This window comes from Nocardia sp. NPDC058058 (genome assembly GCF_042885355.1).
Lineage (GTDB): Bacteria > Actinomycetota > Actinomycetes > Mycobacteriales > Mycobacteriaceae > Nocardia.
Genome location: NZ_JBHVSA010000001.1, coordinates 1,050,668 through 1,063,984, shown reverse-complemented (window position 1 = coordinate 1,063,984; position 13,317 = coordinate 1,050,668). Strand labels below are relative to the sequence as shown.

11 protein-coding genes are annotated in these 13,317 nt (G+C 66.5%); 3 read left to right on the top strand and 8 right to left on the bottom strand.

The features are described from left to right. Positions 1-145: 145 nt before the first annotated feature. From ACFVUS_RS04845 to ACFVUS_RS04830, 4 genes are all read right to left on the bottom strand, one after another. A complete protein-coding gene (locus ACFVUS_RS04845; RefSeq protein WP_387761814.1) occupies positions 146-994 on the bottom strand; it encodes an SMP-30/gluconolactonase/LRE family protein in 849 nt (282 codons plus the stop codon). 89 nt (positions 995-1,083) lie between these two features. Further along, positions 1,084-1,839, bottom strand: coding sequence for a DUF3658 domain-containing protein (locus ACFVUS_RS04840; protein WP_387761813.1), 756 nt, complete (start codon positions 1,837-1,839; stop codon positions 1,084-1,086). 87 nt (positions 1,840-1,926) lie between these two features. Beyond that, entirely contained in the window at positions 1,927-2,718 is a 792-nt protein-coding gene (locus ACFVUS_RS04835; protein WP_387761812.1) for an MBL fold metallo-hydrolase, read from the bottom strand. Next, complete coding sequence (locus ACFVUS_RS04830) at positions 2,715-3,278, bottom strand: ester cyclase (protein WP_387761811.1); 564 nt, start codon at positions 3,276-3,278, stop codon at positions 2,715-2,717. Before ACFVUS_RS04830 ends, ACFVUS_RS04835 begins: the two co-directional genes overlap by 4 nt. 79 nt (positions 3,279-3,357) lie before the next feature. On the opposite strand from ACFVUS_RS04830, the gene ACFVUS_RS04825 reads away from it, so the two are divergent. The 3 genes from ACFVUS_RS04825 to ACFVUS_RS04815 all read left to right on the top strand — a co-directional run bounded on the left by ACFVUS_RS04825 (position 3,358) and on the right by ACFVUS_RS04815 (position 6,423). After that, positions 3,358-4,029: a TetR/AcrR family transcriptional regulator gene (locus ACFVUS_RS04825; protein WP_387761810.1), complete on the top strand. Its 672-nt coding sequence runs from the start codon at positions 3,358-3,360 to the stop codon at positions 4,027-4,029. A 79-nt stretch (positions 4,030-4,108) separates the two neighbouring features. After that, on the top strand, positions 4,109-5,446 hold the full coding sequence (locus ACFVUS_RS04820) for a S8 family serine peptidase (RefSeq protein WP_387761809.1): 1,338 nt from the start codon (positions 4,109-4,111) through the stop codon (positions 5,444-5,446). A 38-nt stretch (positions 5,447-5,484) separates the two neighbouring features. Continuing rightward, complete coding sequence (locus ACFVUS_RS04815) at positions 5,485-6,423, top strand: alpha/beta hydrolase fold domain-containing protein (RefSeq protein WP_387761808.1); 939 nt, start codon at positions 5,485-5,487, stop codon at positions 6,421-6,423. Here ACFVUS_RS04815 and ACFVUS_RS04810 read toward each other — a convergent pair. The 4 genes from ACFVUS_RS04810 to nuoL form a co-directional block, all read right to left on the bottom strand. Next, positions 6,402-8,123 (bottom strand): WD40 repeat domain-containing protein, encoded by a 1,722-nt coding sequence (locus ACFVUS_RS04810; protein ID WP_387761807.1) that lies wholly within the window; start codon positions 8,121-8,123, stop codon positions 6,402-6,404. The two genes, ACFVUS_RS04815 and ACFVUS_RS04810, sit on opposite strands and share 22 nt — an antisense overlap. Before the next feature lie 85 nt (positions 8,124-8,208). Next, positions 8,209-9,822 carry an NADH-quinone oxidoreductase subunit NuoN gene (nuoN, locus tag ACFVUS_RS04805; protein ID WP_387761806.1) on the bottom strand — a complete coding sequence of 538 codons (1,614 nt, stop codon included), beginning with the start codon at positions 9,820-9,822 and terminating at the stop codon, positions 8,209-8,211. Then, positions 9,819-11,435 carry an NADH-quinone oxidoreductase subunit M gene (locus tag ACFVUS_RS04800; RefSeq protein WP_387761805.1) on the bottom strand — a complete coding sequence of 539 codons (1,617 nt, stop codon included), beginning with the start codon at positions 11,433-11,435 and terminating at the stop codon, positions 9,819-9,821. Before ACFVUS_RS04800 ends, nuoN begins: the two co-directional genes overlap by 4 nt. Further along, positions 11,432-13,303, bottom strand: coding sequence for an NADH-quinone oxidoreductase subunit L (gene nuoL, locus ACFVUS_RS04795; RefSeq protein ID WP_387765402.1), 1,872 nt, complete (start codon positions 13,301-13,303; stop codon positions 11,432-11,434). Before nuoL ends, ACFVUS_RS04800 begins: the two co-directional genes overlap by 4 nt. Positions 13,304-13,317 lie beyond the last annotated feature (14 nt).

The following is a 13,317-nucleotide window of genomic DNA, read 5'->3' as shown; positions in this document are numbered from 1 at the left end:
CACGTCGTGGCGGAGAAATCCGATCGCCGCCGGTTGTTGCCGCATCTGCCCATCCTTCCGTGTCCGGGCCCGGTGAGACTCCACGCTATGGCACGTTCACGCGTCGCATGCTCGAAGTTGCTGAACTGCCGGATAATTGCCGAGGTCAGGGATGCCCTGCGCGCGGAGCCGGGGCTTGCACAGCGAGGATTCGGCCGGTCCGATTTGGCAGTGTCATCCCTTCCGTCCCTTTCCATTCCGCCGCAACGATATACAAAGTTTCCGCGCCGAGCATGCACGCGAACGGCGCGCGATCCAGCTCGACCCGAGCCAGCACGCGCCCGCCCTCCTCGATGCGCAGGCAGTGCTCCATCGCCGCGGCCCATACCGCGCCCTCGGCGTCGAGACAGATGCCATCCGGATATCCATCCAGTTCAGCCCATACGCGCCGGTTCGCCAGAGCGCCGTCGGCGGCGATATCGAACGCGGTCAGCCGCCGGGCGTGCGATTCGGCGACAATCAGCGTCGACCCGTCCGGGGTGATCACCATGCCATTGGGGAAATGCAGGTCATCGGCGACCTGCCGCACCGCGCCGTCGGGCGAAACCACCGCCAGCACACCGGGTTTGGGATCCTCGCCACTCATCATGTCGAAGCCGATCGAATTGATGTACGCGTTCCCGCGCGCATCCACCACGATCTCGTTCCACGGATAGGGCGAGACGTCCGCGAGTTCGGCGTGGGTGACCAGCGAGCCGTCGTGCTCACGTCGTAACAGCTTGCGCCCGTCCGCATTCGACAGAATCAGCAACCGACCGTCCGGCAGCCAATCGAAACAGAACGGCAGCCCCGACATCGTCAATTCGACGGTCGGCACACCGGCCGCGTCGATCGACATCACCTCCCCGGCCAGCCAGTCCGACAACCACAGCCGTCCCTCGTGCCAGCGCGGCGACTCGCCCAGCGCCAGCCCCTCCAGCAGCACGCTCGGCACCAGAACCGGGTATTCAGCCATGCTCCAACCTCCGAATAGAGTTATCCACCACTTCAGACGACGCAGCATCGCGAAAATCATCGCGCCCGATATCGGTCCCGCGTGGCCGACTATCCGAGGTTGGCGCGTTTGATCTTGGTTTGGCGCGGGAGCCAGGGGTTACCGTCGGCAATCAGGACACCGGCATCGACCAGCGTCTTGACCCGCCAGAACAGCGGGGAGTCGCCGACGTTCAACTCCGCCATCACCGAACCGACGGCACGGGCGATGACGGTCCACTCCGGGCCGGTGGCATCGAGAATCGCGGCGTCGTAGTGGTCGGCGGGCGCGGAGGCCAGACCGGCGGGAGTGATGATGCGGAAGGGTTGATTCTGCTCGGCCACGGCGTGCCAGTTACGCGCTGCCGCTTCGTGTTCGGCCGCGGTGAGCGGCCGAATCCCCGCGAACGATGCGGCCAGAGCATCGGGGGATTGAGCACCCACCGCTCCCGGGATCTCGACAACGTCGAACGACGCGCCCGGCCGGGTGGCGCAGATCTGCTGGAACATCGCGAGTTCGCCGACATTGTCGCGGCCGTACCAGATGATCGGCGACCGGGCGCCGTCCACCTGCTTCCAGAAGGCGGCCAGTTCCCCGGGCAGCTCGCCGAGCGGGGCGAAATGGCTGCCGGTTTGCGCGAGCACCATATCGGTCAGCCAGCTCCACCATTCGACCCGGACGGCCGGGTCATCGGGCAGCAGCGGACCGCAATCCAGACTGTCCGGGAATTCGATGACGGTGTCGTGGCGGCGGGCGATGTCGGTGGCGAGCGCGGTACGCAGGGACTCGCCCGCGGCGGGACCCGCCACCAGGTGCAAACTGTCCATCCAACAAGTGTGCCTATGGGTAGCTGGTCCGCGCCTCAGGGTTTCCACCCATCATGTCCAGGAACCCGGCACGCGCCCGATATCGGCTCACGCCCGTTCCAGGACGCGGGCGAGCAGATACGGATCGTGGGAGTTGACCAGCGCCAGCGACGGGTCCGGTTGCCACCAAAGTTGCCGCAATAGTTCATGATTGGCTCGCACCCGAGGCCAGTCGGCGGCGACGCCGCGTTCCATGGCCGTGAGACTGCGCGGGGCCGCGTTCGTACCGTCGAGTTGGGCGTGATGGTAGAAGGCGTCACCCGCGTGCAGGATCCAGTGCGCACCGGCGTCGACGGCCACGGCGGCGTGGCCGCGGGTATGACCGGGCAGGTTGATCAGGACGATGCCGGGGGCGATGGCGGTGAGTTCCCGCGCGCTCTCGAAGCCACGCCAGGCTTCACCGGTCGGCGGGTAGGCGATGAGATCGGGGGTGTGGGAGCGCTGGGCGGGCCGATAGCGCTGTCGCTCGACCAGCGTGCGCGGATGCCGGGCGGCCAATGCCTCGGCATCGGTGAGATGCACTTGCGCCCAGGGGAAATCGGCGAGCCCACCGACATGGTCGGCATCGAAGTGGGTGAGCACGATGTGCCGGACGTCCCGGGGGTCGTGGCCGAGTTCCCGGATGCGGGTGATCGCGGCTTCGGCCGGATCGAATACCGGCCGGACATAGTGGCGAGCGACGCCGAACCGCGCGCCGGGGGAGTCCGCGTCGTGCCGGCCCAGGCCCGAATCCACCAGCGCGAGACCGTTTTCGGTTTCGATGAGCAGGACGTGGCAGACCAGTCCGCCGGGCGCGGCGGGTGGTCGCATGGTGCCGCAGTTCAGGTGATGGACCCTCATCGGACCGCGAGATCCGCTGCCGGGGTGTCCACGAGCGCGGGATTGGGATCGCCTGTCATGGCGAGCAATCCACGCAGGGCGCGGATGACCAGGGGCCAGGTGCGCGGATCACGCAGGTTCAATCCGCCGATGAGCTGTTTGAGCATTGTCAGGGTGTCGAAGTAGATGCGTTCGGCGATCAGGTTCTCGTCCGCGTCGAAGACGAAGTAGGCCGTCATGCGGGTGCGATGCCGGGAACCGGTGGGCGGGATCGCGCCGAGCGGGCCGGAATGCGTTCCCAGCAGCCAGAATTCGACGATGACCGCATCGGCGCTGTGCCGCAGCGCGATGATCTCGTGGTCCTGATCGGGGAAGGCGACGCGGGTGTCGTGGTAATAGCCGCGCACCGCGGTATCGCCGTCGTGGACGGTGAGCGTGGGAATGATCTCGTAGCGCGGATGCGGGAAGGTGGCGAGCACATCGTCCCAGTCCTGGCGCACCTCATCGTGAAAATGGTCGAGGACGAGCTTTTCCCGCGCCCGCAGCACCTCGGCGGACGGCATGGCGAACCGGTCGGTCATGACAATCTCCTGTAAACCCACGGCGTGGGAATAGCCGTCAGATTAAACCCACGCCGTGGAAATATGCAATGGTGGAAGGATGACCGATCCGGCTACCCCACCTCGGCGCGGACGTCCGCCCAAGCATGAGACGCAGCTCTCGCGCGCGGCGATCCAGTCGGCGGCGCTCACGGTGATCGATACCGAAGGCATCGCGGCGCTGGGCATGCGGTCCGTCGGCCGGGTGCTCGGCGTCGACGCCAAAAGCCTCTACCACCACGTCAACGGCAAGGACGACCTGCTGGACGCGGTCGCCGAACACATCCTCGGCCAACTCCGGATACCGCCCCCGACCGATTCCATCGCCGCCGATCTGCGCGCCCTCGCGCACGAATTCCGCCGCGTCACCCACGCGCACCCGGAAGCGGCGACCCTGGTCCTGACCCGTCAACTCTCCTCAACGGCCGGACTCGCGCCGACCGACGCGATCCTGGCCCTGCTCAGCCGAACCGGAAGGCCCCCGGCCGAATCCGTCCAGCTGCTGCGCACCCTGCTGGCCACCCTCGTCGGAACCCTGCTCCGCGAAGTCTCCGCCGGACCCACATTCGGCACCGCCGACCTCGAGGGCATCGCCGAACGCCGTCGCACTTTGGAGCAGTCCGGCCTGCCGCAACTCGCCGCGGCCGCGCCCGAATTGGCGCGCTTCGACCGTGATCGGGAGTTCGAGTACACGCTCGATCTCATCGTCGGGATCGTCACCCGGTCCGCATGAGATCCCTGTATCCCGCTGGTACGTCCTGATTTTCATCACGATTCGCGCGAGAAGACGCGAATGACGGCAGGATGGCGGAATGCGTCTTCTGATTCAGCTTCGCCCGTCGGCCGAACTGGTTGCGGCGGTGGCAGATCCCGGGGTCACGGTTCGCTCGTCCGAGGTGCTGGGTGAATCGGGCGGGTTCACGCTCGATGATTCGTATACGCCGGTGCTGCTGCCCGGGGTGGGGCCGATCGCTTCCGCGTCCGGTGGGGCGACCTACTCGGCGGCGCTCGAGGATGCGACGGTGCTCGTGCGCGGGGAGATTCCCGATGACGAGATCACCCCGGGCATCCGGCTGTTGAATCGATCGGCCACCGTCAGCGGGGTGTTCGCGGATCCGGTCATCGAGAACAACCTGACCTGCGGTGGAACTCCGGCGGTCGGAACCTGGCACGATATCGAATCACGTTTGCACACAGACCAACTCACCGCCGCCGGGCTCACCGGGGCGGGTGTGGCGCTGGCGATTCTGGACACCGGGATCAATGCCGCGTTCGTCGGGAAGGTGCGCGGCACACCGCCTGCCATCGACGCCGCGCGCAGTTGGAATCCGTCCGGCGTCACCGGCACGCCCGGCGAGTTTCCGGTGGCGCACGGCTCGATGTGCGCGTTCGACGCGTTGATCGCCGCACCGCAGGCCAGTTTCCTCGACTATCCCGTCTTGCAGAGTGCTCGGCACGGCGGCAGCGTCATGGATGGCCTGCTCTCCGACGCGGTCGCCGCGTTCGCCCAACTGCGCACCGTGCTGATCGCTCAACCCGAAGCCACCCGTGCCCTGGTGGTCAGCAACAGTTGGGGTTCGTTCTCGCCGCAGTGGGACTTCCCGGTGGGCAACCCCGGCAATTACTCCGACAACCCCTCGCATCCCTTCAATGTGATCGTGGGATCGCTCGAATCCGCCGGAGCCGACATCCTTTTCGCCGCCGGGAACTGCGGCCGCGACTGCCCCGACGGTCGTTGCGCCTACAAGGACCAGCCCATCGGCGGCGCGAACTCGCACCCCAGCGCGCTGAGCATCGGCGGCGTCGACAACACCGGCACGCGCGTCGGCTACTCCTCCCAGGGGCCCGGCCGGCTCAGCGCCCGCAAACCCGATATCTGCTCCTACACCCACTTTCTCGGGTCAACGGCGTTCGGAGCCACCGAACCCGATACCGGCACCTCCGCCGCCTGCCCGGTCGCCGCGGGCGTGGTCGCCGCCATTCGCACCCGATGGTCCGCGACCGCGCTGCCGCCCGCTCGGCTGCGAGATCTGTTGCGCAACACCGCGACCGACCGCGGCGCGCTGGGCTTCGACAACGACTACGGCTACGGCGTCGTCGATACGGCGGCTCTGCTGGCAGCGCTGCAACGCACCACCGCCACCGTCTGATGACGGTGTTCGAGCGCGTATGCGCGGTAGGGGAATTCGTGGCATCCGCCGTATCGCGCCGGATGCCCGGCGCGTCGGCGGGGCCGGAAGGGGTGGAGTTCGCGAAAGGCGGTCTGGCCCGCTACAACCTGGTGTACGCGACCGTCGGGCAGCACCGGGATCTCGCACTGGATCTGTACACACCCGCCGAATCGCGATGGCCGGGCCCTCGCCCCACCGTGGTCTACATCCACGGCGGCGGTTTCGCCGCGTTCGACAAGACCGGGGTGCTGCCCACCCTCGGCTTCCGTAATCCGGTGAGCCTCTTCGCCGATCTGGTCGATCGCGGCTATGCGGTGGCGAGCCTGGACTATCGGCTTTCCGGTGAAGCACAGTTCCCACTGCCGCTGCACGATGTGAAGGCCGGAGTCCGCTGGTTGCGTTCCAAGGCAAAGGAATTCAACCTCGACCCCGACCGCTTCGCCTCCTGGGGCGAATCCGCCGGCGGCTGGTTCTCCGCCATGCTCGCCGCCACCGGCGACCACCCCGACCTCGAAGGCGACCAGGGCGTCACCGGCGTCTCCAGCCGAGTCCAAGCCGCCGTCGACTGGTACGGCCCCACCGATTTCGCCCGCATGGACGACCATCTCATCCGCCCGGTCCTCCTCCGCCACGACATCGAGAACTCACCCGAAACCCACTTCCTCGGCGTCGTCCCCTCCCAATCCCCGGACCTGAACCGAGCCGCCAGCCCCCTCACCTACATCACCCCCGATACCGCCCCAATGCTCATCCAGCACGGCGCATTCGACCACATAGTCGCCCCGGACCAGAGCATCCTCCTGGACCGCGCCCTGACCACCGCCCAGGTCCCACACCAACTGATCATCTACCCCCGGGCCGACCACATGTTCCTCGGCTACGGCTTCCTCCACCCCTCCCGAATAACCACCCCGTTCTTCGCCTTCCTCGATACTCACCTGTCGCCGGACCGCTGACGCCCGAATGGTGTGGTGTCCCACAGACGCACCAGTCCGCTGCCCTCGTCCGCGGTGGCGAGAAACTTGCCGTCCGGGCTGAACGCGATCGAGTTGGCGGGCGTGTCCAACTCACCGACCAAGGTCCCCGACACCGGGTTCCACAGTCGCACTCCGCCATTGACCCAGCTGTGGCGGCGGGCAGTCACCAGGAGATGACCGGCGGGGTGGAAGGCGATCGCATGGGCACCTTCGTCGCCGATACGGCGGATCCGCTCACCGCTGAGGTCCGACAACCACACACCGCTATTGCAGGCAGCGGCGAGCAGTTCACCGTCGGGGCTGATGGCGAGGTGCTCGACGAACCGCTGATTCTCGATACGCAGATCGCGAATGCGTTCGCCCGTGGCCGAATTCCACAGCCGCACAGTCGGATTCTCCATGGGTTCCTTATCCCGGCGCTCGGTGCTGGTAGCCAGCACCCCCGGTCCCACCGCGATGGCGGTGACTCGCTTGGCGAAGCGGTCCGCGGGCTTATCCGGATCCAGGACCAGCACGGGGTCACCGGTGCCGATGCTCCACGTCGTCTCGCCCGCGAGCAGCGTGCCATCCGCGAGAAAGGCGACGCCACTGCCGTACTCGGATTCCGTACCGATTTCGCGTAGGCGGTCTCCGGTGGCCGTGTCCCACAGGCCCGCTCTACCCCAGCCGTTCGCGGCGAGCATGGCGCAGTCCTCGCTGAAGGCGAGAGCAGAGACGAGGTACTCCGTATCCAGGGTGTGCAGGTGCTCGCCGCGCGTGGCACTCCACAGGACGATCGCATGGTTATTGCCGTCGCAGGTCGCCAGCATGGTGCCGTCCGGACTGAAAGCGACCGCCTGGAATCCTCCGGCGCAGTGCTCGAATGCTCGCAGTTCCAGCACCGGTCGCTCGCGACGCAACTCCACTCGCAATCGCTCCTCGGCGACATGGTCACCCGCGGCGATCAGACTTCGAAGCTCGGCGACCGCTTCGTCATAACGTCCCTGTATGAGCAGCAATCCGGCCAATGCCCGGCGACCGATCGGATGACTCGTGCCACCCAGCAGATCTATGGCTTCATCACGCCGATGGAGTCGCCGGACCCGCCACCGATTCGCGAACCACACCAGGCTCAGGTCAAGAGCGTCGTAGCGCGGCAGGCCCGCATCGATATCGCTCAGTAGATCGATAGCGGCCGTGAAGCGGGCACTACCCCACAGCGACACGACCGCCCGCTCGAGATCGTCCACGGCAGCGGCGTTTCCGGTGGCAGCGAGCTGCCGAAGCAGGTCGAACCGGTACTGGCCCGACACCCATCGGACAATGTTCTCGTGCCGCTCCCACCGGGGCACACGTTCGAGCTGCGCGATGGCCTCCTCAACGTATCCCTGCCCGGCGAGCAGCCGAGCCAGCCGCCTGCGAGCACCCACGTTCCCGGACTCGGCCACCACCCGCATCACCTCGATCGCCTCATCGAAACGTCGCCGATATACCAGCCAATCCGCCAGTGCGCGAGCCGAATACAGATCTCCGGCAGCCGTGCGGTCCCGAACCTCACTGATCCGCCCTGCCCGAACCAGCGCAACAGCCAATTGTCTGCACCCCTGCGGATCCCCGTTATCGGCCCACTTCCGCAATTCCGCCAGCTGACCCGTCCTCGCCAGCCGGATCGCTGCCTGTCGTTTCAGAAACGAATCCACACCAGAGTCCTAGCACGCAGTATGCGAGTTCCGGAAACGAAAAAGTCCCGCCGCGGGAGTCGCGGCGGGACTGGGGGTTTCGGGGTCAGTGGGCGAAAGTTGCTGCGTGTTCGGCCAGGTCCAGCAGGGGCTGGGGGAAGATGCCGAGGACGAGGGTGGCTGCCGCGGTCATGGCTATGACCGTTGTTGTGAGGGTGGGGGAGACGACTGTTGGGGCGGTCGCCGGGGCGTCGGTGAAGAACATTAGGACGATGACGCGGATGTAGAAGAAGGCGGCGATGGCGCTGCTCAGGACGCCGACGATGACCAGGCTGGTCATGCCGCCGGAGGAGGCGGCGGCGAAGACACTGAATTTGGCGATGAAGCCGCTGGTCAGGGGGATGCCGGCGAAGGAGAGGAGGAAGAGGGAGAAGATGGTGGCGAGCCAGGGGGAGCGGCGGCCCATGCCTGCCCAGGCGGGCAATGCGGTTGCCTCGTCGCCGTTTTCGTCGCGGACCAGGCTGACCACGGCGAAGGCGCCGAGGGTGCCGAGGCCGTAGACGGCGAGGTAGAACAGGACCGAGGAGACGCCGGAGGTGTTGGCCGCCACCAGGGCCGTGAGGATGAAGCCCGCGTGCGCCACCGATGAATAGGCGAGCATGCGCTTCATATCGGTCTGGGTGATGGCCAGCACCGCGCCGACGACCATGGTCGCGATGGCGATGGCGGCCAGGATCGGACGCCAATCGTTGCGCAGGCCGGGGACCGCCACGTACAGCACGCGCAGCATCGCGCCCACGGCCGCGATTTTGGTTGCGGCGGCCATGAATCCGGTGATGGGGGTCGGTGCGCCCTGGTAGACGTCGGGCACCCAGGACTGGAAGGGCACCGCGCCGATCTTGAAGAGCAGGCCGACCGCCAGCATGGCCACACCGAGAATGGCCAGGGTGTGCGAGTTGCTGGTGTCGCGGGCCACCGCGTCGGCGATGCCGCCCATGCGCACGGTTCCGGCGTAGCCGTAGAGCAGCGCCATACCGTAGAGGAAGAACGCCGAGGAGAACGCGCCGAGCAGGAAGTACTTCAGCGCCGCTTCCTGCGAGAGCAACCGCCGACGGCGGGCCAGCCCGCACAGCAGATACAACGGAAGCGAAAGCACTTCCAGCGCAATGAACATGGTGAGCAGATCATTGGAGGCCGGGAAGAGCATCAGCCCGGCGACCGCGAACAGCGTGAGCGGGAAGACCTCGGTGGTCGACACGCCCGCCTTGGTCGCGGCGATCTCATCGGAGCTGCCGGGCATGGCGGCCGCCTGCGGGGCGAAGGCGTCCACCCCGCGCGAGGCGGCCAGACTCCAGGTGCCCGGCCCCTCCTTGTGAATCGGCATCCGATCCGCGCGCCGTTCGGCGATCAGCAGCAGTCCGAGAATGGACACCACCAGGATCGTGCCCTGGAGAAACAGCGTCACACCGTCGATGGCGACCGCGCCGACCACCGCGGTCGAATTGGTGCCCCGCAGTCCGATGACCGCGCCGAGCGCGACACCCATACCGCCGAGCCCGAGCACCATATGCAGCACGTACCGGGATGCCCTTGGCGCGAACGCCTCCACCAGCACCCCGACCACGGCCACACCGAACACGATCAACATCGGAGACAGATTGCGATACTCGATACTCGGTGCGGGCACGGCCGCGGCGAGGATCAGGGGTGTAGCACTCACTTGTGAGCACCTCCGCTAGACGTCTGGGCGGCTTCGGGTTTCACTGCCGGAGCCGGATCATGCTGTCCGATCGTGGTGAGCGTGCGCGCCACCGCCGGATCGATGCGATCGAGCACGGGCTTGGGGTACGCGCCCAGGAACAGCAGCGCGATGATGAGCGGCGCGACCACCAGCATTTCGCGCGGCAGCAGATCGTAGAGCCGCTCATTGCCCTTCTTCACCGGCCCGGTCATCATCCGCTGGTACATCCACAGGATGTACAGGGCGGCGAGAACCAGTGCGGTGGAAGCGAATATGGCCGCCACCGGGTAGCGGGTGAACGTCCCGATCAACACCATGAACTCACTGATGAAGGGCGCGAGCCCGGGCAGTGACAGCGTGGCCAGACCGGAGATGAAGAAGGTGCCCGCCAGAATCGGCGCGACCTTCTGCACCCCGCCGTATTCGGCGATGAGCCGGGTTCCCCTGCGCGACACCAGGAATCCCGCGATCAGGAACAGCGCCGCGGTGGAGATCCCGTGATTGACCATGTACAGCGTCGCCCCGGTCCCGCCCTGCGTGGTGAGCGCGAAGATGCCGAGAATGATGAACCCGAAGTGCGAGATCGAGGTGTACGCGATCAACCGCATCACATCGGTCTGCCCGATGGCCAGCAGCGCACCGTAGATGATGCCGATCACCGCGAGCACGCTGATCACCGGCGCGTAAGTCGCTGTGGCGGAGGGGAACAGCAGCAGGCAGTAGCGCAGCATGCCGAATGTGCCGACCTTGTCGACCACCGCCATCATGAGCACCGCGCTGGCCGGGGTGGCGGCCACGGCCGCATCCGGCAGCCAGGTGTGCAGCGGCCACAGCGGAGCCTTCACCGCGAACGCGAACATGAAGCCCAGGAACAGCGCGTTCAACACCACCGGCCCGGCGCCGAGCTGTCCGGAATTGGCGGCCTCCATAACGGTCCGGAAGTCGAAGGTGCCACTGCCATTGCTGCCCAGCTTCTCCCGCGCGGTCAGCACATACAGTCCGATGACCGCGGCCAGCATGATGAGCCCGCCGAACAGGTTGTACAGCAGGAACTTCACCGCGGCCCGGGACCGCTGCGCCCGAATCGCCGGATCGCCGGTGCGCGCACCGAATCCGCCGATGAGGAAGTACATCGGGATCAGCATGACCTCGAAGAACACGTAGAACAGCAGAATGTCCAGCGAGACAAAGGAAATCAGCACCATGGCTTCCACGACCAGCATGAGCGCCACGTAGTAGTGCACGACCCGCGGCCCATTGCCGACCTCGCGCTCGTCCTGCCAGCCCGCGAGCATGAGCAGCGGCATCAGTCCGGCGGTGAGCAGCACCAGCACCAGTGCGATGCCGTCCATGCCGAGTGTGTAGCCCGCCCCGAACGCCGGAATCCACTCCCGCGATTCCACGAATTGGTATTGCGCCCCACCGGCTTCGAACTGGGTGGCCAGCCAGATCGCCACCCCGAGCGTGCCGACCGACACCGCGAGCGCGAACGATCGCGCTCCGGTGCGCCAGGCGGCGGGGAAGAACAGCACCAGCGCGGCTCCGACGAGCGGAACCGCCCAGAGCGTCGTCAGCCAGGGAAAGTCACTCAAAACAACCTCACCGCCAGCAGGGCGGCGGCCACCAGTGCCGCGCCGGTGAACATGGACAGGGCGTACGAGCGCACGAAACCGGTCTGCACGCGCCGGACTCGGGCGGACAGGCCGCCGATAATGGCGGCGGTGGTGTTGACCAGACCGTCGATTCCGCGGTTGTCGACGAAGACCAGCGAACGGGTCAGATGCTGGCCCGGGCGCATGAACGCGGCCTCGTTGAACGCGTCACCGTAGAGATCCTGGCGCGCTGCCGCGGTGAGCGGCGTTCCGGCAGGGGCGGTTTCGGGCACCGGATGCGCGGAGTACTGGTCGTAGGCCACCCATACGCCCGCCGCGACCACGGCCAGCGCGAAGAAGGTGATGGCCCACACCGGGATGATCGGTTCGCCGTGATGGGTGCCGACCACGGGAGCCAGCCAGTTCTGGAGCGACGAACCGTAAGCCAGCAGTGCGCCCGAGGCGACGGAACCGAAGGCCAGCAGGATCATCGGCCCGGTCATGGAAGCGGGCGACTCATGCGGATGAGTGCCTTCCTTCCAGCGCTTCTCACCGAAGAACGTGAGCAGCATGACCCGGGTCATGTAGAACGCGGTGATACCCGCACCGGCGAGCGCCGCGAGCCCGGTGATGATGCCGCCGAATCCGCCATGCGCGAACGCCGCCTCGATGATCCGATCCTTGGAGAAGAACCCCGCGAACGGCGGCACACCGAGAATGGCGAGGTAGCCGAGCCCGAAGGTCACGTAGGTGATCGGCAGCAGTTTGCGCAGTCCGCCGTACCGCCGCATATCGGTCTCATCGTTCATGGCGTGCATGACCGAGCCCGCGCCGAGGAACAGTCCGGCCTTGAAGAATCCGTGCGTGAGCAGATGCATGATGGCCGCCGCGTATCCGACCGGGCCGAGGCCCGCGGCGAGAATCATGTAACCGATCTGGCTCATGGTGGAAGCCGCGAGGGCCTTCTTGATGTCGTCCTTGGCACAGCCGATGATCGCGCCGTAAAGCAAAGTGACTGCGCCGACGGCCATTACGGCGGCCTGCGCGCCCGGGGCGAGATCGAAGATCGGATTGGACCGCGCGATCAGGTACACACCGGCGGTGACCATGGTGGCCGCGTGGATGAGCGCCGAGACAGGTGTCGGACCCTCCATCGCGTCCCCGAGCCAGGCTTGCAGCGGCACCTGAGCGGACTTACCGCAGGCACCCAGCAACAGCAAAAGCCCGATGGCCGTGAGGGTTCCGTCGCTGGCCTGCGAGGCCGCCCCGAACACGGTCCGGAAATCGATGCTCCCGAACGTCGCGAACATGATCATCAACGCGATGGCCAGACCCATATCACCGACGCGGTTCACCACGAACGCCTTCTTGGCAGCCGTTGCGGCCGAAGGCTTGTGGTACCAGAACCCGATCAGCAGATACGACGCCAGACCCACGCCTTCCCAGCCCAGATACAGCACCAGGAAGTTGTCCGCGAGCACCAGCACCAGCATCGCGGCCAGGAACAGATTCAGATAGGCGAAAAACCGCCGCCGACCCTCATCGTGCGCCATGTACCCGATCGAATAGATGTGAATGAGCGATCCCACACCGGTGATCAGCAGCGCGAAGCACATCGACAGCTGATCCAATTGCAGTGCGGCATCGACCTTCAGCCCGGTGACCGGCACCCAGCTGAACAGGTTGTAGTGCACCGCCCGCGTCGCATCGGAACGACCGAGCATTTCGGAGAACGCCCACACCGCGACCCCGAAAGAGCCAAGCGCCAAAGCGGTTCCGACGATATGCCCCCACTTATCGCTGAATCGTCCCATGAGCAGCAGGAATACAGCGCCCGCGAGGGGCAGCGCGGGCAGCAGCCACAGCATCATCTGCGCAGTGT